This is a genomic window from Methylobacterium sp. J-059 (assembly GCF_022829485.1).
GTDB lineage: Bacteria > Pseudomonadota > Alphaproteobacteria > Rhizobiales > Beijerinckiaceae > Methylobacterium.
Window position 1 is genome coordinate 1 of record NZ_JAKSYA010000118.1, and the last position, 21,616, is coordinate 21,616.

General features: G+C 71.3%; 14 protein-coding genes and 1 pseudogene. 13 read left to right on the forward strand and 2 right to left on the reverse strand.

The features are described from left to right. Positions 1-137: 137 nt before the first annotated feature. The 7 genes and pseudogenes from MKK55_RS16865 to MKK55_RS16895 form a co-directional block, all read left to right on the forward strand. Positions 138-356 (forward strand): annotated as a pseudogene (locus tag MKK55_RS16865) (xanthine dehydrogenase family protein subunit M); the annotation flags it as partial. A 4-nt stretch (positions 357-360) separates the two neighbouring features. Beyond that, complete coding sequence (gene paoC / locus MKK55_RS16870) at positions 361-2,580, forward strand: aldehyde oxidoreductase molybdenum-binding subunit PaoC (RefSeq protein WP_243936604.1); 2,220 nt, start codon at positions 361-363, stop codon at positions 2,578-2,580. A gap of 125 nt (positions 2,581-2,705) precedes the next feature. Continuing rightward, a complete protein-coding gene (locus MKK55_RS16875) occupies positions 2,706-3,818 on the forward strand; it encodes an FAD-binding domain-containing protein (RefSeq protein ID WP_243936605.1) in 1,113 nt (370 codons plus the stop codon). Between the two features lie 124 nt (positions 3,819-3,942). Continuing rightward, positions 3,943-5,091 (forward strand): metallophosphoesterase, encoded by a 1,149-nt coding sequence (locus MKK55_RS16880; protein ID WP_243936607.1) that lies wholly within the window; start codon positions 3,943-3,945, stop codon positions 5,089-5,091. A 315-nt stretch (positions 5,092-5,406) separates the two neighbouring features. Continuing rightward, a complete protein-coding gene (locus MKK55_RS16885; RefSeq protein WP_243936609.1) occupies positions 5,407-7,893 on the forward strand; it encodes a hypothetical protein in 2,487 nt (828 codons plus the stop codon). Between the two features lie 103 nt (positions 7,894-7,996). Then, positions 7,997-9,721, forward strand: a complete 1,725-nt coding sequence (locus MKK55_RS16890) for a type I secretion system permease/ATPase (protein ID WP_243936611.1) — start codon at positions 7,997-7,999, stop codon at positions 9,719-9,721. Then, the gene (locus tag MKK55_RS16895; protein WP_243936613.1) at positions 9,718-11,046 is read left to right on the forward strand and encodes an HlyD family type I secretion periplasmic adaptor subunit; all 1,329 of its coding nucleotides are present in this window, start codon (positions 9,718-9,720) and stop codon (positions 11,044-11,046) included. The genes MKK55_RS16890 and MKK55_RS16895 overlap by 4 nt, the downstream gene beginning before the upstream one ends. A 62-nt stretch (positions 11,047-11,108) precedes the next feature. Here MKK55_RS16895 and MKK55_RS16900 read toward each other — a convergent pair whose 3' ends face one another. Further along, on the reverse strand, positions 11,109-11,990 hold the full coding sequence (locus MKK55_RS16900) for an aldo/keto reductase family oxidoreductase (RefSeq protein WP_243936615.1): 882 nt from the start codon (positions 11,988-11,990) through the stop codon (positions 11,109-11,111). Between the two features lie 91 nt (positions 11,991-12,081). Here MKK55_RS16900 and MKK55_RS16905 point away from each other — a divergent pair, with 91 nt between their 5' ends. From MKK55_RS16905 to MKK55_RS16930, 6 genes are all read left to right on the forward strand, one after another. Next, positions 12,082-12,987 carry a LysR substrate-binding domain-containing protein gene (locus MKK55_RS16905; RefSeq protein WP_243936623.1) on the forward strand — a complete coding sequence of 302 codons (906 nt, stop codon included), beginning with the start codon at positions 12,082-12,084 and terminating at the stop codon, positions 12,985-12,987. 224 nt (positions 12,988-13,211) lie between these two features. Then, the gene (locus MKK55_RS16910) at positions 13,212-14,261 is read left to right on the forward strand and encodes a ketopantoate reductase family protein (protein ID WP_147858465.1); all 1,050 of its coding nucleotides are present in this window, start codon (positions 13,212-13,214) and stop codon (positions 14,259-14,261) included. A 236-nt stretch (positions 14,262-14,497) separates the two neighbouring features. Continuing rightward, entirely contained in the window at positions 14,498-15,421 is a 924-nt protein-coding gene (locus MKK55_RS16915) for a LysR family transcriptional regulator (protein WP_243936625.1), read from the forward strand. A 108-nt stretch (positions 15,422-15,529) separates the two neighbouring features. Further along, complete coding sequence (locus MKK55_RS16920) at positions 15,530-16,747, forward strand: CaiB/BaiF CoA-transferase family protein (protein WP_147840769.1); 1,218 nt, start codon at positions 15,530-15,532, stop codon at positions 16,745-16,747. Next, entirely contained in the window at positions 16,744-17,667 is a 924-nt protein-coding gene (locus MKK55_RS16925) for a hydroxymethylglutaryl-CoA lyase (RefSeq protein ID WP_147858468.1), read from the forward strand. The genes MKK55_RS16920 and MKK55_RS16925 overlap by 4 nt, the downstream gene beginning before the upstream one ends. Positions 17,668-17,800: 133 nt before the next feature. Next, positions 17,801-19,123, forward strand: coding sequence for an MFS transporter (locus MKK55_RS16930; RefSeq protein WP_147726130.1), 1,323 nt, complete (start codon positions 17,801-17,803; stop codon positions 19,121-19,123). Positions 19,124-19,235: 112 nt separating this feature from the next. On the opposite strand, the gene MKK55_RS16935 is transcribed toward MKK55_RS16930, so the two are convergent. Then, positions 19,236-21,593 (reverse strand): transketolase, encoded by a 2,358-nt coding sequence (locus tag MKK55_RS16935; RefSeq protein WP_243936627.1) that lies wholly within the window; start codon positions 21,591-21,593, stop codon positions 19,236-19,238. Between the last annotated feature and the right edge of the window lie 23 nt (positions 21,594-21,616).

Consider the following 21,616-nt stretch of genomic DNA (forward strand, 5'->3'; position numbering starts at 1 on the left):
CTCGCGCACCAACGCCGACGCCGCGATCTATCACAGCGATGGTGCTGGGGCAGTGGTGCTGAGCCGGGTACCCGGTGCGGGTATACTCAGTTCCGCGTTCCATACGGACAGCTCCAACTACGAAGCCGTCCGGGTACGCGCCGATCCTGGGCAGGGACGGGTCCGGCCGCGTCGCCTTCGGCGGGGTGGCGCCGAAACCCTGGCGGGTGGAGGCGGCCGAGGCCGACCTGCCTCGGGGCGCCAAGGGGGTGACCGAGCAGGTCTTCGCCGGCGCCGCACCGACGCACGCGAACGCCTACAAGCTGACGCTGTCCGAGCGGACCCTGTCCGCGGCGCTCAACCAAGCGAGGGCCTAAAGCGATGAAGTTCGATCAGCCCGCCGGCCAAAACCCGATCGACCAGCTCAAGGTCGTCGGAAAGCCGACCGACCGCATCGATGGCAAGTACAAGACCACCGGCACCGCGCCCTACGCCTACGAGCGCCACGACGTCGTGCCGAACCAGGCCTACGGCTACGTGCTCGGGTCCAGCATCGCCAAGGGCCGCATCCGCGCCATCGACACGGCGGCCGCCAAGGCGGCGCCCGGGGTCGTGGGCGTCGTGACGACCCTGGAGCATCCCCGGCTGGAGCGGGGCATGATGAACGCCGCCTACCTGTTCGGCGGCGACGAGATCCAGCACTACCACCAGGCCGTCGCGGTCGTCGTCGCCGAGACGTTCGAGCAGGCCCGCGCCGCGGCGTTTCTCGTGACGGTCGACTACGCGCCCGAGGCCGGCAAGTTCGATCTCGCGGCCGAGGCGAAGGGCGCGCCGCCCGTGCCCGGCGACAGCAGCGAGGGCAGCGGCGGCGACGGCGAGGAACGCGTCGGCGATTTCGAGGGGGCGTTCGCGCAGGCGCCGGTGACGCTCGACGAGAGCTACACCACCGCCGACGAGAGCCACGCGATGATGGAGCCGCACGCGACCATCGCCGCCTGGGACGGCGACAAGGTCACGCTCTGGACCTCGAACCAGATGATCGGCTGGGGCCATGGCAGTCTCGCCAAGATCCTCGGCGTGTCGAAGGAGAACGTCCGCCTCGATTCGCCCTTCGTCGGCGGCGGCTTCGGCGGCAAGCTGTTCGTGCGGGCCGACGCGGTGCTCGCAGCCCTCGCCGCCAAGGCGTTCCAGCGCCCGGTGAAGGTGGCGCTGACCCGCCCGCTCATCGCCAACAACACCACGCATCGCCCGGCCACGATCCAGCGCGTGCGCATCGGCGCGACCAAGGACGGCACGATCACCGCCATCGCCCATGAGAGCACGTCGGGCAACCTGCCCGACGGCGATCCCGAGACGGCGGTGAGCCAGACCAAGCTGCTTTACGCCGGTGCCAATCGGCTCACCGCGATGAAGCTCGCTCATCTCGACCTGCCAGAGGGCAACGCCATGCGGGCGCCGGGCGAGGCGCCCGGCCTGATGGTCCTGGAGGTCGCCATGGACGAGATGGCGGAGAAGCTCGGGATCGACCCTGTGGAATTCCGCATCCGCAACGACACCCAGGTCGACCCGCAGGACCCGAAGCGCCCGTTCTCCCACCGCGACCTCGTCGGCTGCCTCAAGCTGGGGGCCGAAACCTTCGGCTGGTCCAAGCGCAATGCACGGCCGGGCCAGGTGCGGGACAGGCAGTGGCTCGTCGGCGTCGGCATGGCCGCGGCGTTCCGCAACAACATGGTCCTGAAGTCGGGCGCGCGGGTCAGGCTGGACGGAGCCGGCACCGTCACGGTCGAGACCGACATGACCGACATCGGCACCGGCAGCTACACCATCATCGCGCAGACCGCCGCCGAGATGATGGGCGTGACACTCGACAAGGTGGCGGTCAGGCTCGGAGATTCCGCCTTCCCGGTCTCGTCGGGATCGGGCGGTCAGTTCGGCGGAAACTCGTCGACGGCCGGCGTCTACGCGGCCTGCGTCAAGCTTCGCGAGGCGGTGGCGCAGCGTCTCGGCATCAACTCCGACGACGCGGTCTTCGCCGACGGGCAGGTGCGGGCCGGCAACCGTGCGGTTCCGCTCGGCGAAGCCGCGAGCCGGGGCGAGCTGACGGCCGAGGATACCATCGAGTTCGGCGACCTCTCCAAGAAGCAGCAGCAATCGACCTTCGGCGCCCATTTCGTCGAGGTCGGGGTCGATGCCGACACGGCGGAGATCCGGGTCCGGCGCATGCTCGCGGTGTGCGCGGCGGGGCGCATCCTCAACCCGAAATCGGCCCGCAGCCAGGTCATCGGCGGCATGACGATGGGCACCGGCTCGGCGCTGATGGAGGAACTGGCGGTCGACACCAAGCGCGGCTTCTTCGCCAACCACGACCTCGCCGGCTACGAGGTGCCGGTCCACGCCGACATCCCGCATCAGGAGGTGATCTTCCTCGACGAGGTCGATCCGATGTCCTCGCCGATGAAGGCCAAGGGCGTCGGCGAGCTCGGGATCTGCGGCGTGGGCGCCGCGGTGGCGAATGCCGTCTACAACGCCACCGGCATCCGCGTGCGGGACTATCCGCTCACCCTGGACAAGTTCCTCGACCGCATGCCCGAGGCGGCCTGACGCGCGATCGCGCCATGCTCGACACTGGATACGCCCCGGCGGCCTCCGCCGGGGTTCGGGGAATCGGTCGCATCCATGCCGGTGCGCCGCCGCGCTAGCTCGACGGCATGAATCGCAGCTTTCCCATGACTCGTGCCGCCGGGCTCGACCGCCTGTCGGCCTTCCTCGCGGACGCCGCCGTCGACTATGCCGGTGCCCGCAACACCGACCGCGGACCGGACGCGCGGCCGACCACGTCGGCGCTCTCGCCCTACCTTCGGCGCCGCCTGATCACGGAAGCCGAGGTGGTGGCCACCGCCCAGGCCGCGTTCGGCGACGGCGGCGCCGAGAAGTTCGTCTCCGAGGTCTTCTGGCGGACCTACTTCAAGGGCCATCTCGAGACCCACCCGACCGCCTGGACCGACGCCCTCGCGCTGGCCACGGCGGATCGGGCGCGGCTCGCCGCGGAGCCCGGCCTGCGCCGGACCTACGAGGCCGCGATCGCGGGCCGGACCGGCATCGACGGTTTCGACGACTGGGCGCGGGACCTCGTCGAGACCGGCTGGCTGCACAATCACGCCCGGATGTGGTTCGCCTCGATCTGGATCTTCACCCTGCGCCTGCCCTGGGCGCTGGGTGCGGATTTCTTCATGCGCCATCTCGTCGACGGCGATCCGGCGAGCAACACGCTGTCCTGGCGCTGGGTGGCGGGGCTGCACACCCGGGGCAAGCACTACGTCGCGCGCGCCGAGAACATCCGGCGCTACACCGAGAACCGCTTCGATCCCGAAGGGCTCGACGAGTACCCGGACGCTCTCGACGAGGCGATGCCACCACGCGAGGTCCCTCTGCCGGCTGCCGCCATGCCGCCGACCGGCGACGTCGCGCTGCTGCTGCATCTCGACGACCTGCACCCGGAGAGCCTTCCGCTCGGGGAGGCGCGCATCGTGCGGATCGGTGGCATGCTCGCTCATGCCGAGGGGGCGTCCGAGCGCGTCCGGTCGGCGGATCACGCCGCGATGCAGGACGCGCTGGACCGGGCGGCCGCTCATTTCGGCTGCGAGGCGGCACCGGCCGACGCCGGCTGGTCGGCCGGGCTACCCGTCGTCACGGCCTGGGCGCCCGTCGGCCCGTCGGCGGCGATGCTGCCCGAGGCGGTCGTGCGCGTGCGGCGCCCATGGGACGAGGCGGCGTGGCCGCTCTCCAACCGCGGATATTCCCGGCTGCGCTCCGCGATCCCGCGCCTGACCGCAGCGTGACGGTCCGGCGCCCTCATGCAGGCCCGGCCTGGCTGGTGCCGCGACGACCCGACCTGCACCGAAGCCGGCATTTCCCCGCATCGGCTCTGGCCCGGACCCCGGCTTTCAGCGTAGCCGGAACGCCATGTTCCATCTGATCTTCAGCCTGCCTTGCCTGTACGTCGTGACCCGGGTGCTCTGGCCGCTGCCGGGCCCGCCTGCTGCGAAGGCCGGGATCGCCGTGCTGCTGCTCGTCGCCTCTCAGTATCACCTGTGGTGCCGCCTCTCCTCCGGCTCGGTGTTCGCGCCCGAGTTTCCGCGGTGGCTGGTGGTTCTGTTCAACTGGGCCTTCGGCGCCATCCTGCTGCTGGCGGTGATGCAGCTCGCGCTCGACGTGATCGCGCTGGTCTCGCTGCCCCTGGGCGGCTGGGCGATTCCGACCGGATGGCGCTACGGGGCCGCGACGGCGGCGATGCTCCTGTCGGCGCTCAGCGTCCAGCAAGCCGTGCGCGTGCCGGCGCTCAAGGACGTCGACATCGCGATCGAGAACCTGCCGGACGCCTTCGAGCGCTACACGATCCTGCAGCTCACCGACCTGCACATCAGCCGGCTCTTCCCGGCATCCTGGACCCGGGAGGTCGTCGCGCGGTCCAACCGGCTCGGCGTGGACCTCATCGTCATCACCGGCGACCTGATCGACGGCGCCCCGGCTTCGCGGCGCGCCGACGTCGAGCCCCTGGGCCGGCTCGGTGCACCGGACGGCGTCTGGTTCGTGCCCGGCAACCACGAATACTTCTTCGACTACCCCGCTTGGATGCGGCGGTACTCGGAACTCGGCCTGACGGCGCTCGCGAACCGGCATACGGTGCTGAGGCGGGGCGACGCTGCCCTGGTGCTCGCCGGCGTGACCGATCGGTCTGCGCCGCATACGGGACACCCCGGTCCGGACCTCGACGCCGCGCTCGCAGGGGCACCGCGGGACGCACCCGTCCTCCTGCTCGATCATCAGCCGAAGGGGGCGCGGGCGGCGGCCGCGCACGGCGTCGCGCTGCAGCTGTCGGGACATACCCATGGCGGGACGATGCGCGGGTTCGACCGCCTGTTCGCCCGCGCCAACGACGGTTTCGTCTCGGGCCGCTACCGGGTCGGCGGCATGACGCTCTACGTCAACAACGGCACGGCGTTGTGGCCGGGCTTCGCCCTCAGGCTCGGCCGACCTTCCGAGCTGACGCGCATCACGCTGCGCCGCGCCGACGCGTCCATCGATCCCGCTCGGCCCCTGGCGCCGGGATAGGCGAGCGTCGGATCACCCGCATCGACGATCATCCTCGGGATGCACCCAGCAGCCGGCTTGGATCGTCGCCCGATCACGCGGCCGATCTATCGGCCGGCCGTCGGGTCCTCGCGAAGCGCTCGTCTGGATAGAGTAGAGATTACTTACGACCCACCGACCGCCCCGAGACTCGGCGATGTCGAACCCGGGTCGAACCACAGTCGTCGTTCCCGGACGCTCGGACGGGCTCCACCGTTCACTCAGCATTTACTACGGAACCGGGATTATGCAACCGATGGTTGCAGATCGGGTTGCATCGAAAACCTGGAGGTTTTCATGTCCGCATCCCCCCTTTCCGTGCTCGGCTCGTCCACCCGCTCGCTCGAATGGCTCGCCGGCCCCGGCGCGTTGCTGTCCTCGACCGCCCTGTCGACGGGCCAGCTCGGAAGCCTCGGCCCGATCGCCTCGTTGATCGAGGGCGCGGTCGACGGCGGCTCGACGGAGACGGGAACTTCGCTGCTTCCCGACGCGATCGAGGCCACCGCCAACCAGGTCGTCCTCCAGACGCACGCCCAGATCGAGGAGGTCGGCCACGAGGTCGCTCCGGCGAACGGACCGCTCCACGGCCTGACCAACCTCGGCGAGACCCTCGGGCTCGGCCATCTCGGGGAGACTGGAAACCTTCTGACCGATCTCGGCGGCGTCGCCGCGAACCCGACCGGCACCGAGGCGGTCGATCCGCTGCTGACCGATGCCGGCGGCGTCGCCGTCGCCGCCGGATCGCTGGCGGAGACGGTCGGCGCGGTGCCGGCATCCGGCAACGGCCTCGTCGGCAGCGGCAGCATCCTCGGCCCCGCGACCAACATCCTGAACCAGGCCGTCCTCGACGTGCACGCCACGCTCGAGACCGTCGGCCACCAGATCCCGGTTCTCAATGGGCCGATCCACGCCGTCACCGGCCTCGGCGAAACCCTCGGGCTCGGCCATCTCGACACCGCGGGCAACCTGCTGACCGACGTCACCACCCTGCCCGGTTCCCTCCTCGGCGGCGGCGGCCTCCAATCCGCGACGCCGGTCCTCGGCGATCTCGGCCACGTTCTCGGGTCGGCCGATACGCTGGTCGGCTCGCTGACCGGTGCGGCGAGCGCCGGCGGCCTGCTGTCCGGGGGCGGGCTGCTCGCTCCGGTGACGAACCTCGCCAACGGCGCGGTCCTCAACATTCACGCGACGCTGGAGAACATCGGCCACGAGATCCCGCTCCTGAACGATGCGCTGCACGGCCTGACCAACCTCGGCGAGACGATCGGCCTCGGCCATCTCGGCGAGAGCGGAAACCTCGTGACCGATGTCGTGGCCCTGCCCGGCAATCTCCTCGGCGGCGAGGGCCTGGCGGCGCTGTCGCCGATCCTCGGCGATGTCGGCGCGGTGACGAACGCGGCCGGAGGTCTTCTCGGCGGCGTCACCGGTCTCGTGGGCGGACTGGGCGGCCTGACCGGCGGCGGCACGAGCGCCACGGGCACGCTTCTCGGCGCCGGCGCTCCGCTGCAGCCGGTGGGCGAACTCGCCAACGGGGTCATCGACGGCATCCATGCCGGCCTCGAGCAGATCGGCCACGACGTGCCGATCCTCAACGACACGCTGCATTCGGTGATCGGGCTCGGAAATACCGTCGGGCTGGGCGAGCTCGGCGACACCAGCAACCTCCTGACGGACACGGTCAACCTGCCAAGCGCGATCCTGAGAGGAAACGCACCGGCGGCGATCGGGCAGATCGTCGGCGATGTCGGGCACGTGGTCGACGCCGCGGGCGGTGTCGTCGGCTCCGCCACCGGGATCCTCGGCGGCCTCGATGGTCTCGGTGCCGGAGGGATCGCGACCGGCACGCCCGTCGACGGGCTCCTGACTCCCGTCACGTCGGTCGTCGGCGGGCTGACCGGCGGCGCCGGCACGAGCGCCACGGGTGCGCTCCTCGGCGCCGGCGCTCCGCTGCAGCCGGTGGGCGACCTCGCCAACGGGGTCATCGACGGCATCCATGCCGGCCTCGAGCAGATCGGCCACGACGTGCCGGTCCTGAACGATCCCATCCATTCGGTGATCGGGCTCGGCAACACCGTCGGGCTGGGCGAGCTGGGCGACACCAGCAACCTGCTGACGGACGTCGCCAACCTGCCGGGTGCCGTTCTGACCGGCAGCGGACCGGCGGCGGTCGGGCAGGTCGCGGGCGATCTCGGGCACGTCGCGGACGCCGCGAGCGGCGTCCTCGGCTCCGTGACGGGGGCCCTCGGCGGTGTCGGCGGGGCCGGCGCGGGGACGCCGCTCGACGGCGTCCTCTCGCCGGTGACCGGCATCCTGGGCGGCGCCGGCGGCGCATCCAATCCCGTCGGCGGCCTCCTCGGCGGTCTCACCGGCGGTGCGGCGGACGATGCCGGGACCCATCCCCTGATCGACGTGGCGGCCGGCCCGGCGACGCCGGCGCCGGCGGCGAATCTCGCGGTGCTGACCCCGAGCGCGGATCCGGCCCACACCGTCCAGGCGATCGCGATCGCGGTGCCGGCCGATCAGCCCGGCCTGCTCCATGCCGGCCTGCTCTCAGGCGACGGCATCGTCTTCCCGCAGGCCGGCGGCGGGGGCGGAGACGCGCTCGTCGGCCACCTCCTCGACGTCGCCCCCTCGGCGACCGCATCGGCGGATGCGGGAGCCTCGCACGGGCTGCCCCTCGATCTCGGGATCGCGGCGATCGATCTCGGCGGCCACGTCGACGCCGCGCATGTCGACCCGACGCCGCACACCGCGACGACCGGGATCCACCTCCTCGGCCTCTGACCCATCCGAGCCCTCGCCGCCCGACGCGGCGGGGGCTTCCTCTTCCGCCGACTTGCCCTGCCGAATCGTCTCTGCCTGATCCTGCAAGCCGGGGAACCGTCTCGTGATCGACGAACGTGTGCTGCGTATCGCCAAGCGCCGGGAGTTCTGGGCTGCCGCCAGAGCCGGGCGCGCCTCGCTGGCGACCGTGATGATCGTCAGCGGCCTCATCAACCTGCTGATGCTGACCGCGCCGATCTTCATGCTGCAGGTCTACGACCGGGTGCTGCCGAGCCGCAGCATCGCGACGCTGGTCGGGCTGGCCGGCATCGCGCTGATGCTGTTCCTGATCCAGAGCGTGCTGGAGGTGTTCCGCGCCCGGATCCTGTCGCGGTTCGGGCGCCTCGTCGACGAGCGCCTCGGCGCGCGGATCTTCTGGACCCTGCTGGTTCGCGGGTCGGAGACGCCGCGGGGCGACGACGGCCCGCAGGCGCTGCGCGACCTCGACACGGTGCGCGGCTTCCTGTCGAGCATGGCGTTCACCGCCTTCTTCGACCTGCCGTGGGTGCCGCTCTACATCGCGGTCTGCTTCCTGTTCCATCCCTGGCTCGGCACCGCGATCGCCGGCGGCGCGGTGGTCCTGTGCCTGCTGACGATCCTGACCGACTGGGCTTCGGCCGGCCCGACCCGCGAGGGCGTCCGGGTGGCCGGCGAGCGACGCGCCTTCACCGACATGGCGCACCGCACGGCGCCGCTGCTCTCGGCGCTCGGCATGCGCGCGCGGATCGCGACCCTGTGGCAGGCCCGGGCGCGCCGGAACCTCGACGTGGCGACCGACGGCAACGACCTCGCCATCGGCTTCGGCGCGACGGCGCGCCTGATGCGCACCGTGCTGCAATCGGGCATCCTCGGCCTCGGCGCCTACCTCGTGGTGCGCGAGGAAGCGACCGCCGGCGTGATGCTGGCCGCGACCATCCTCTCGGCCCGGGCGCTAGCGCCGGTCGATCTCGCCATCGCGAACTGGAAGTCGTTCTCGGCGTCGCGCCAGGCCTGGACCCGGATCGTCGCCTTCCTGCCGCCGCGGGAGCCGGCCGCCCTCACGCCGCTGCCGGCGCCGCGGGAGAGCGTGCGCGTCACCGCCCTGTCGATCGCCGTGCCGGGCACCGACACGCTGGTGCTGCACGACGTCAACGTGGCGCTCGCCCCCGGAAGCGCGCTCGGCGTGATCGGCCCGAGCGGATCGGGCAAGTCCACCTTCGCCCGCGCCCTCGTCGGCCTGGCGCGGCCGAGCCGCGGCGTGATCCGCCTCGACGGCGCCGCCATCGACCAGTGGGACCCCGACGCCCTCGGCCGTTCGATCGGCTACCTGCCGCAGGACATCGAGATGTTCGACGGCACCATCGCCGAGAACATCACCCGGTTCGATCCCGAGCCGGACCCGGAGGCGCTGCTCTCCGCCGCGAAGGCGGCCGGCGTCCACGAGGTCGTGCTGCGCCTGCCCGGCGGCTACGATGCCCGCGTCGGCGCCGGCGGCCTCGGCCTCTCGGGCGGCCAGCGCCAGCGGATCGCCCTGGCGCGCGCGCTCTACGGCGATCCGTTCCTCGTCGTCCTCGACGAGCCGAACTCCAACCTCGACGTCGAGGGCGACCGCGCCCTGTCGGCCGCCGTCCAGGCGGTACGCGCCCGCGGCGGCATCGCCGTGGTGATCGCCCACCGCCCGAGCGCGCTGACCGCGGTCGACCGCATCCTCGTCCTCGGCGACGGCCGCGTGCAGCTGCACGGGCCCCGCGACGACGTCCTGGCGCAGCTGAGCGCGCTCACCCGGCAGACACCGACGAGGGTCGCATGACGAAGGCTGACACGCCGAACCGGCCCGAGCCGGATCCGACGCGCGACACCCGGCGCTCCCTGCGCCGGCACATCGCCGGCGTCGCCACGATCATCGCGGTCGCGACCGGCGCCGGCGCCTGGACCGCGGCGACGGAGCTGTCCGGCGCGATCATCGCCACGGGCTCGCTCGTGGTGGAGAGCAACATCAAGAAGGTGCAGCACCCGACCGGCGGCGTGGTCGCCGAGCTGCCGATCGAGGAGGGCGCGCGCGTCCAGGCAGGCGACCTGCTGATCCGCCTCGACGCCACGACGGCGCGGGCCACCTACGACAGCGTCACCAAGAGCCTGTGGGAGATCGCCGCCCGCAACGCCCGCCTGGAAGCCGAGCGCGACGGCCGCGACGACGTCGCGTTCCCCAAGGGCCTCGCCGAAGCCGGCCCCGAGGTCGCCCGCATCGTCGAGGGCGAGCGCAAGCTGTTCCACTTCCGCCGCGACGCCCGCGAGGGGCAGAAGGCGCAGCTGCGCGAGCGGATCGGGCAGCTCAAGGAGGAGATCAAGGGGCTCGTCGAGCAGTCGGTCGCCAAGGAGCAGGAGACCGCGATCATCGGGCGCGAATACGAGGGCGTCGAAGGACTCTGGAAGAAGAACCTCATCCAGCTGACGCGCCTGACCAGCCTCGAGCGCGACATCTCCCGGCTGAAGGGCGAGCGCGGCGTGCTGGTCGCCAACATCGCGCAGACCAAGGGCAAGGTCTCCGAGACCGAGCTTCAGATCATCCAGCTCGAGCAGAACCTGCGCAGCGACGTCGCCAAGGAGCTGGCGGAGAACCGCGCCAAGGCCGCGACCCTGACCGAGCAGAAGATCACCGCCCTCGACCAATTGCAGCGCATCGACATCCGCTCGCCGCAGACCGGCTACGTGCACGAACTGTCGGTCCACACCCGCGGCGGCGTGATCGCGCCGGGCGAGCCGATCATGCTGATCGTTCCGACGGCCGATTCCCTGGTGGTTGAGGTGCGCGTCGCCCCCCAGGACATCGACCGGCTCCAGACCGGCCAGGCCGCGGGCCTGCGCTTCCCGAGCTTCGACCAGCGCACCACGCCGGAGCTGAACGGACGCGTGACCCGGATCGCCGCCGACGTGAGCGAGGACAAGCGTACCGGCAGCTTCTACTATCTCGTGCGCCTCGGGGTGACGAAGGACGAGCTCGGCCGGCTGGACGGCGCCAAGCTGATGCCCGGCATGCCGGTGGAAGCGTTCATCCGCACCGCAGACCGCACCGTGCTCTCCTACCTGACCAAGCCCCTCGTCGATCAGGCACGCCGCGCGTTCCGCGAGAAGTAGGCGACCGATTCCCCCGTCGCGGACGGCAGGCTCGCCGATGCGGCCTGCCGCCGCCCGGTCGATCACGCCTGGGTCGCGGTGCCGACCCGGTCGAGGTCCGCCAGCGCGTCGTCCGGCAGGTGGAGCGCGGCGGCGGCGAGGTTCTCGCGCAGGTGCGCCAGCGACGCGGTCCCCGGGATCAGCAGGATGTTGGGCGACCGGCGCAGCAGCCAAGCGAGCGCCAACTGCAGCGGCGTGGCATCGAGCCGTTCGGCCACCGCGGACAGGCCCGCGGATTGCAGCGGGCTGAAACCGCCGAGCGGGAAGAACGGCACGTAGGCGATGCCGTCCCGTGCCAGCGCGTCGACGAGCGCGTCGTCGCCGCGATGGGCGAGGTTGTAATGGTTCTGCACGCACGCGATCTCGCAGATCCGGCGTCCCTCGGCGACCTGGGTCGGCGTCACGTTGGACAGGCCGATGTGCTGGATCAGCCCTTGCCGCTGGAGCTCGGCGAGCGCCGTCAACGGCGCCTCGATCGACCCTTCGGCCGGCCCGTGCCCGTCGCCGAGCATGGCCCGGAAGTTCACCACCGCCAGCCGGTCGAGCCCGAGATGGTGCAGGTTGTCGTGGACGGCCGCCGCGAGGTCGGCGTCGGACGCGGCCGGGTTCCACGACGCATCGGAACCGCGCCGCGCGCCCACCTTGGTGACGATCGTGAGGTCGTGCGGATACGGGCCGAGCGCGTCCCGGATCAGCTGGTTGGTGACGTGGGGTCCGTAGAAGTCGCTGGTGTCGATGTGGTCGACGCCGCTCGCGACCGCCTCGCGCAGCACGGCGAGCGCCGCGTCGCGATCCTTGGGCGGTCCGAAGACGCCCGGCCCGGCGAGTTGCATCGCGCCGTACCCGAGGCGCTTCACGGAACGGTGGCCGATCCGAAACGTGCCGGTCTGATCGATGAGGGACATGATGCTTCTCCTGTGACCCGACCTAACTGGACGTTGCGACCGTGCGCGAGAATGGGGCACAATCCGCACAAGCTGTGCGAATGGGCGAACGATGAAGGCCGATCTTGGAGATCTTGACGCGTTCCTCGTCGTCGCGCGTGGGCAGGGTTTTCGCGAGGGCGCACGCATGAGCGGCGCCAGCGCGTCGAGCCTGAGCGAGGCGGTTCGGCGGCTCGAGGACAGGCTCGGCGTCCGCCTCCTCAACCGCACGACCCGCAGGGTTGTGCCGACGGAAGCCGGGGAACGGCTGCTGGAGCGGCTCGGCCCGGCCTTCGCAGAGGTCGAGGCGGCGCTCGACGTGGTGAACGGCTTCCGCGACCGGCCGGCCGGGACGCTGCGGCTTAACGTGCCGGTCAGCGCCGCGCGCCTCGTGCTGCCCGCGATCGTTCCGGGCTTCCTCGCCGCCTATCCCGAGATCCGTCTCGAGGTCCTGGCCGAGGACGGCTTCGTCGACGTGCTCGCCGCCGGATGCGACGCGGGCATCCGCTACGACGAGCGCCTGGAGCAGGACATGATCGCGGTTCCGATCGGGCCGCGCGTGCAGCGCTTCGCGACCGCTGCGGCGCCGGCCTACCTCGCGCGTCACGGCCGGCCCGAGCATCCGCGCGACCTCCTCGGCCATGCCTGCCTGCGCGGCCGCTTCCCGAGCGGGGTCGAGATGGCATGGGAGTTCGAGCGCGACGGCGAGACCGTGAAGGTCGATCCGGCAGGGCCGCTGCTCGTGCGCGTCGGGGCCGCAACCGACCTTGCCGTCGAGGCAGCGATCGCGGGGACCGGCGTCATCACCCTGTTCGAGGACTGGTTGAGGCCGCACTTGGCCAGCGGGGCATTGGAACCGGTCCTCGAAGCGTGGTGGCCGCGCTTCTCGGGGCCCTACCTGTACTACCCGGGCCGGCGACTCGTGCCGGCCCCGCTGCGCGCCTTCGTCGACTTCATCCGGCACCCGAAGATCGCTTGATCGCGGGCGCGGCCGCGCGGCGAGCGGAAGGGGCGCACGGCGCGCCGGCACGACGCGAGCGCACCCCGCCGAGCACCCGAGGCCCGCCGCCGATCGAGCCTGGGGACCGCCTGTCCCGCTGGAGCGTGGCCGCTTGCGTGCGAGCCGAGCGGCTGCGTATACCAGATACAAGCCGCGCCCTCGTCCGGCGCAAAAACAAGAACCGAACGCTCAGGGATGAAACCATGCCGCGCAGAATATTGATCCTGGGGGCATCATACGGCTCGCTGCTTTCGACGAAGCTGCTGATGGCCGGGCATGATGTGACCTTGGTCTGCCGTCGGAAAACCGCGGACCTGATCAACAGCCAGGGCACCGAAGTCCGCATCAAGCTGCGCGACGAGGCCACGCACCGGTCGTTTCATTCCCGTGACCTGCCGGGCAAGGTCGACGCGATGCCGCCCGAGGACGTCGACGTCTCGCGCTACGATCTCGTCGGCCTGGCGATGCAGGAGCCGCAGTACAACAACCACACGATCCGCGTGCTGATGATCAAGATCGCGGCGGCCAAGCTGCCGTGCCTGTCGATCATGAACATGCCGCCGCTGCCGTATCTCGATCGGATCCCGGCGCTCGCGAAGATGGACCTGCGCGAGGCCTACACGAATGCCGGCGTCTGGGACCGCTTCGAGCCGGGCCTGATGTCGTTGTGCTCGCCCGATCCGCAGGCGTTCCGCCCGCCCGACGAGGGCGCCAACGTCCTGCATGTCGGGTTGCCGACGAACTTCAAGGCGGCGACCTTCGCCGATCCCGCGCACAACGCGCTGCTCCGCGAGCTCGAGGCGGACATCGACGCGGTGCGCGTTGAGGGCCAGGACGTTCCGGTCAAGCTCAAGGTGTTCGACTCGTTGTTCGTGCCCCTGGCGAAGTGGTCGATGCTGCTCACCGGCAACTACCGCTGCATCACGCCCCAGGCGCCGCGCTCGATCCGCGACGCGGTGCACGGCGACCTCCCCCTGTCCCGCACGATCTACGAGCACGTCGACGCGGTGGCCCGACGGCTCGGTGCCGACCCGAGCGATCAGGTCCCGTTCGAGAAGTACGCCAAGGCGGCCGAGGGCCTGCTGAAGCCTTCGTCGGCCGCCCGGGCGGTCGAGAGCGGCGCGCCCTACATCGAGCGTGTCGACCTGCTGCTGAAGCTGATCTCGCACCAGCTCGACATGCCCGATGCCGAGATCGACCGAACGGTCGAGATCGTGGACCGGAAGCTCGACGAGCGCATCATCCCGGGCTGAGCAGCCCGGTCCGGCCCGTCTCACCGAAGCGCGGCCGGACCTCGCTCGCCCGTCGGGATCATGTACTCCTCGACGGGATCCGACGGCTTGTGGAGCCCCCCTGCGACGCCGAGCCTGGACGCGGCTCGGGGCGCGTGCTTCAGGCTTGGCCCGTTGCCGGAGCGTCCGGGCGCGATCAGGATCGCAGCACGGGGTCCGCCGGTCGGATCGATCGGATCACGGGAGCGGCGCGGACCATGTCGGAGGGATCGCCGACCCCGTTCATCCTGAACCGCCTCGACCTCAAGACGCTGCGGCTGTTCGCGGCGATCTGCGAGGAGGGCACGCTCAACGGCGCGGCGCGCCGGGCCGCGATCGCCCCCTCCGCCGTGAGCAAGCGGCTCGCCGAGCTGGAGCGCGCGCTCTGCTGCGAGCTGCTCATCCGCGAGCCACGGGGCATGCGGCCGACGCCCGCCGGGGAGACGCTGCTGCACCACACCCGCCGGATGCTGGGGTCCGCCGAGCAGATCGCGCTGGAGCTCGCGGAGCACGCCAGCGGGCTCCGCGGCTTCGTCCGCGTGCTCGCGAACCTCTCGGCGATCGTGCAGTTCCTGCCCGAAGACCTGCAGGCGTTCCTGGCGGCGCAGGCCCGCATCGGGATCAACCTGGAAGAGCGGCCGAGCGGCGGCGTGGTGGCCGGCGTGGAGGAAGGAGCGGCCGATCTCGGCATCTGCGCCGGCAGCACCGATCCGCGCTCCCTCGTCGCCCACCCCTATCGAAGCGACCGCCTCGTGCTCGTTGTGCCCGCCGGCCACCCGCTCGCCGGCCGCGACGCGCTCGCGTTCGCCGACACCCTCGACCACGACCATGTCGGCATGCACCGCGAGAGCTCGATCTACGGCACGCTCCGCGACGAGGCCCGACGCCTCGGGCGGCCGCTGCGCCTGCGCGTCCACGTGCCGAGCTTCGACGCGATCTGCCGCATGGCGCAGGCCGGGATGGGGCTCGGCGTGGTGCCCGAGCGGGTGCACGCCCTGCTCGGCCCGCAGATGAACGTCGTCGCCGTGCCGCTCACCGACCCGTGGGCGCGGCGGACGCTCAGCCTCGTCGTCCGCCCGGGCGCGCAATCGCCGGCGGCGGCCGTCCTGTTCGATCACCTGCGCCGGGCAGGCGGGGATTGAGAGGGGCGCCTGCGTTCGCCTTCGGAGAACGCGGGGTGATGCATCGCGTTTGGACAGCGTGCACCCGATCCAATACCGATCGACCCAAAGACAATGGAGGGAACGGCCATGCCAGGCACCGGCGAAGCATCGCCCAAGGGTCCGCTCGACGGGATCCGGGTCCTCGAGCTCGGCCAGCTGATCGCGGCACCGTTCGCCACCAAGATCCTGGCCGAGTTCGGCGCCGAGGTGATCAAGGTCGAGTCGCCGGGGGACGGCGATCCCCTGCGCAAGTGGCGCAAGCTGCACGAGGGAACCTCGCTCTGGTGGTACCTGCAGTCTCGCAACAAGAAGTCGATCGCGATCAACCTGAAGGCGCCCGATGGGCTCGCGGTGGTCAAGGACCTCGTGCGGAGCGCCGACGTGGTGGTCGAGAACTTCCGGCCCGGCGGCCTGGAGAAGCTCGGCCTCGGCTGGGACGTGCTCTCGGAGCTGAACCCCAAGCTCGTGATGGTGCGCATCTCCGGCTACGGCCAGACCGGGCCGTATCGCGACCGGCCGGGCTTCGGCGCGATCGGCGAGTCGATGGGCGGCATCCGCTTCACCACCGGCAGCCCGGACAGCCCGCCCGCCCGCGTCGGCGTCAGCATCGGCGACACCCTGGCCTCGCTCCACGGGGTGATCGGCGCGCTGATGGCGCTGCTCCACGTCAAGACCGCCGGCGGCCAGGGCCAGGTTATCGACGTCTCCCTCGTGGAAAGCGTGTTCAACGTGATGGAGAGCCTGGTCCCGGAATACGACCTGCTCGGCGAGGTCCGCACCCGCACCGGCGGGGCGTTGCCCGGCATAACGCCCTCGAACACCTACCCGACGAAGGACGACGGCTTCGTCGTCATCGCCGGCAACTCGGACCCGATCTACCGCCGCCTGATGACCGTCGTCGGCCGGCCCGACCTCGCCGACGACCCGGCGCTGCGCAGCAACGACGGCCGCTCGCGGGTGGCAGGCATGATCGACGGCGTGATCGCGGACTGGACCCGGGCGCACACCGTGGACGAAGCGCTCGCAGCGCTCGCGGCGGCCGACGTGCCGGCGGGACGGATCTACTCGGTGGCCGACATCGTCGCCGACCCGCACTACCGCGCCCGCGACATGATCCTCGACGCGGAGCTGCCAGGCGGCACCCGGGTGAAGATGCCCGGCATCGTGCCCAAGCTGTCCGGCACCCCCGGGGCGGTGCGCTGGCAGGGACCGGCGCTCGGCGCCCACACCGATTCCGTGCTCGCCGACCTCGGCCGCGACGCCGAGACCATCGAGCGCCTGCGCCGCGAGGGAGCCGTGCAATGACCGAAACCGCCATGCTGATCCAGGAGGTCGCCACCCGCGACGGGTTCCAGATCGAGCCGCGCTACGTCGAGACCGCCGAGAAGATCCGGCTGATCGACGCGCTCTCGGCCGCTGGCTTCTCGCGGATCGAGGTCTCGTCCTTCGTCTCGCCGAAGGCCGTGCCGGCGCTGCGCGACGCGGCCGAGGTCTTCGCCGGGATCGCCCGGCGGCCCGGCACCGTCTACGTCGCCCTGGTGCCCAACCCGAAAGGCGCCGAGCGGGCGCTCGCGGCCGGCGTCGGCGAGGTCAACCTCGTCGCCTCGGTGAGCGAGACCCACAACCGCGCCAACATGGGCATGAGCCCGGAGGCCTCGATCGAGGGGTTCGGCCGGATCATGGAGACAGTGAAGGGTACACCCGTGTCGACGAACGCCACGGTGGCCACCGCCTTCGGCTGCCCCTTCGAGGGCGACCAGCCGGCCGACAAGGTGATGGCACAGGTCGAGCGATACCTCGCGCTCGGCATCGCCGGCGTGACGCTCGCCGACACCACCGGCATGGCCAACCCGCGCCAGGTGGAGCGCCTGGTCGCCCGCGCGCTGGCGATCGTGCCGGACGAGCGGCTGACCCTGCACTTCCACAACACCCGCGGGCTCGGGCTCGCCAACGTGCTCGCGGCCTACGGCGCCGGCGCGCGCCGGTTCGATGCGGCGCTCGGGGGCTTGGGCGGCTGCCCGTTCGCGCCGGGCGCCACGGGCAACATCTGCACCGAGGACCTCGTCAGCATGGCCCACGAGATGGGAATCGAGACCGGCCTCGACCTCGAGGCCCTGCTCGGCCTCTCCCGCGACCTGCCGCGCCTCGTCGGCCACGACGTGCCGGGCCAGGTCGCCAAGGCCGGGCGCCCCTGCGATCTGCACCCGGTTCCCCGGGCGGCGTGAGCCGCCGACCGAACCGATCCGCGTCGGAAGCCTCTCGGAGAAGGCGGCTCCGCCGTGCTCGCGCGCATCCTGCCCGACGGTCGTCCGCGACCGGCCGGCGGGGGCGCCCGCCGCCCCGTTCCAGGAGGAAACCATGACCGCCGCCACGACCGGCCCGCTCGCGGGTCTCGACGTCATCACCGAGAGCAGCGTGGTCCGCAAGGCCGCTTGGCGGCTGATGCCGCTGATCATGGTCTGCTACATGTTCGCGTTCTTCGACCGGATCAACATCAGCTTCGCCAAGTTCCAGCTCCAGAGCGACCTCGGCTTCAGCAACGTCGCCTACGGGCTCGGGGCGAGCATGTTCGTCGTCGGCTACGTGATCTTCGAGGTCCCCTCGAACCTGTTGCTGTACAAGGTCGGCGCGCGGCGCTGGATCGCCCGGATCATGATCTCCTGGGGCATCGCCACCGCCCTGATGGTCTTCATCAGCACCGAGTGGCACTTCTACCTGCTGCGCTTCATCATCGGCGCGATGGAGGCCGGCTTCGCACCGGGCATCCTCTATTACTTGACGCTGTGGTTCCCGGCCTCGTTCCGCGGCCGCGTGACCTCGTTCATGTTCGTCGCCTCGGCCTTCTCCGGCATCTTCGGGGCGCCGGTGGCGGGGCTGATCCTCGGCGGCCTCAACGGCACGGCGGGGCTCGCCGGCTGGCAATGGCTGTTCCTGGCCGGCGGCCTGCCCTGCCTGGTGCTGGGCGTGCTGGTGTTCCTGCGTCTCGACGATCGGATCGCCGACGCGCGCTGGCTGACGCAGCCGGAGAAGGACCTACTCGCCTCGAAGATCGCCCACCACAACCGCGACATCGGCGACCACTCGCTCTGGGGCGCGATCAGGCAGCCGGGCTTCCTCCTCATCGCCCTGGTCTACTTCCTGCTGCAGGTCGGCTCGTACGGCCTGAACTTCTGGGGGCCGGACCTGATCAAGACCGCCACCGGCGGCACCGCGGCCTCCGTCGGCTTCCTCACCGCGATCCCCTACATCTGCGGCGCGATCAGCATGGTCGTGATCGGGCGCCTGTCCGACGCCTCCGGCGACCGGCCGAAATTCGTCGCCGGCCTCGCGGTGGCGGCGGCGATCGGCTTCTTCGCCGCCGGGCTGTTCGACAAGCAGATCGTGCCGCTGATGATCGCCCTGGCGCTGGTCGGCGCCGGCATCGTCGCCTCGATCCCGACCTTCTGGACGCTGCCGGCCAAGCTCGTCACCGGCGTCGGGGCCGCCGGCGGCATCGCGCTCATCAACACGCTCGGCCAGTTCGGCGGCATCGTCAGCCCCGTGGCGGTCGGCTGGGTGAAGGACCTGACCGGCTCGACGACGCCCGCCCTCTACGGCATCGGCATCCTCTGCCTGGTCGCGGCCGGCCTGCTGATCTTCGCATCGCCCGCCAGCCTGCGCCGCAACGACCGCAATCCCTGATCCGGCCAGTCCTCGGCGGTCCCACACCCGCCGAGATCTCGCCCTGCGAGGGAGCCCGGGCGATCACGCCGATGTCGAGCCGCATCGGGTCGCGCAGCGTCACGTGCGGCGCTCAGGCGATGCGCAGGTTGCGGATCGGCCGCTCGGGTGCCAGCGCCAGGGCGGCCTTGGCGATGCCGCGGGCATCGAGGCCGTAGTGCCGGTAGAGATCGGCGACGGTGCCGGTCTGGCCGAAGCGCTCGACGCCGAGTGCCCGGGTGCGGTGACCCTGCACGGCACCGAGCCAGCCGAGCGTCGCCGGGTGGCCGTCGATCACCGTGACGAGCCCGCAATGCGGCGGCAGGCCGGCGAGCAGGGCCTCGACGTGGCTCCGCGCCGTCCGGTCGCCGCCCTCGCGGGCGCGCTGCGCCGCCGTCCAGCCGGCATGGAGCCGATCGGCGGAGGTGACGGCGAGCAGGCCGATGTCGCGCCGGTCCTCGGCCATCAGGCCCACCGCCTCGATCGCCTCGGGCGCGACGGCGCCGGTATAGGCGACCACGATCTCCGCGTTCGGGCCGGGCTCGCGCAGCCAATAGCCGCCGGCGACGATTGCGTCGGACAGGGCCGGCGTCATCGTGCGCTGCGGCTGCGCGATGCTGCGGGTCGAGAGCCGGAAGTAGACCGAGCCGCCCTCCGGCCCCTCGAGCTGCACATGGTCGAGGGCGTGCGCCATCAGCACCGACAGCTCGTCGACGAAGGCCGGCTCGAAGCTCGACAACCCGTCCTGCGCCATCCCGATCAGCGGCGTGCCGATCGACTGGTGGGCGCCCCCTTCCGGCGCCAAGGTCACGCCCGACGGCGTCGCCGCGAGAATGAAGCGGGCATCCTGGTAGCAGGCGTAGTTCAGGGCATCCAGGCCGCGGCTGATGAACGGATCGTAGAGCGTGCCGATCGGGATCAGCCGCTCGCCGAACAGCTTGTGCGACAGGCCCAGGCCCGAGAGCAGCAGGAACAGGTTCATCTCGGCGATGCCGAGCTCGATGTGCTGGCCCTTGGCCGAGAAGTCCCAGGTGAAGGTCGAGGGGATGCGCTCCGCCTTGAACAGGTCGCGCAGTTCCTCCCGGGCGAACAGGCCGCGCCGGTTCACCCAGCCGCCGAGGTTCGTCGAGACGGTGACGTCGGGCGAGGTGGTGACGATGCGCTCCGCGATCGGCGCGTCGGATCGCGCCAGCTCGTTGAGGATCAGCCCGAATCCCGCTTGCGTCGACTGCGTCGGCTGGCGCGGGCATGGGAAGCCCGACGGCACCGGCAGGCGCGGCGCCGTGCGCATCCGCGGCCCCTCGGCGAAGAACGGCGCCGCGTCGATGAAGCGGCGCAGCTCGGCGTCCGGCAGCGCCAGCCCCTCGAACGGCTCCCATTCGCGCCCCTCGCGCACGCCCATGCTCTCGCGGAGCAGCGCGGTCTGGGCCGGGGTGAGCAGCCCGGAATGGTTGTCCTTGTGGCCGGCGAGCGGCAGCCCGAAGCCCTTGACCGTGTAGGCGATGAACACGGTCGGGCGATCGTTGTCGGCCGCCTCGAAGGCCCGGATCAGGTTGGTGAGGTCATGCCCGCCGAGGTTGCCCATCAGCGCGGCCAGGGCGGCGTCCGAACGGCGGTCGATCAGCGCCAGCGCGTCAGCGTCGTCGGCGAGGTCCGCTTCGAGGCGGCGGCGCCAAGCCGCGCCGCCCTGGAAGGTCAGGGCCGCGTAGAGCTGGTTCGGCGCGGTGTCGATCCAGGCGCGCAGCCGCGCCCCGCCCGGCTCGCGGAAGGCCGCGTCCATTAAAGAACCGTATTTCAGGACGACGACGTCCCAGCCGAACGAGCGGAAGATCTCCTCGAAGCGCGTGTACAGACCCTCGCGGATCACCGCGTCGAGGCTCTGGCGGTTGTAGTCGATGATCCACCAGGTCCGGCGCAGGCCGTGCTTCCAGCCCTCCATCAGGGCTTCGAAGATGTTGCCCTCGTCCATCTCGGCATCGCCGACCAGCGCCACCATCCGGCCTTCCGGCCGGTCGAGGCCCCAGCCGTGGGCGCGGACGTAGTCGCGCACCAGCGACCCGAACAGCGTCTGCGCGACGCCGAGGCCGACGGAGCCGGTCGAGAAGTCGACGTCGTCGGTGTCCTTGGTCCGCGACGGATAGGATTGCGCGCCGCCGAAGCCGCGGAAGGTCTCCAGCTTCGCGCGGGTCTGGTTGCCGGCGAGATACTGGATCGCGTGGAAGATCGGGCTGGCATGGGGTTTGACCGCGACGCGGTCCTCCGGACGCAGCACCGCGAAGTAGAGCGCCGTCAGGATCGTCGCGAGGGAGGCCGACGAGGCCTGGTGGCCGCCGACCTTCATGCCGTCCGGATTCGGGCGGAGGTGATTGGCGTTGTGGATCATCCAGGTGGAGAGCCACAGGGCCTTGCGCTCCAGTTCGGTCAGGCAGGGCAGGCGCGGGTCGCTGTGCATCGGTTCGGCCTCTCGGAGATGGC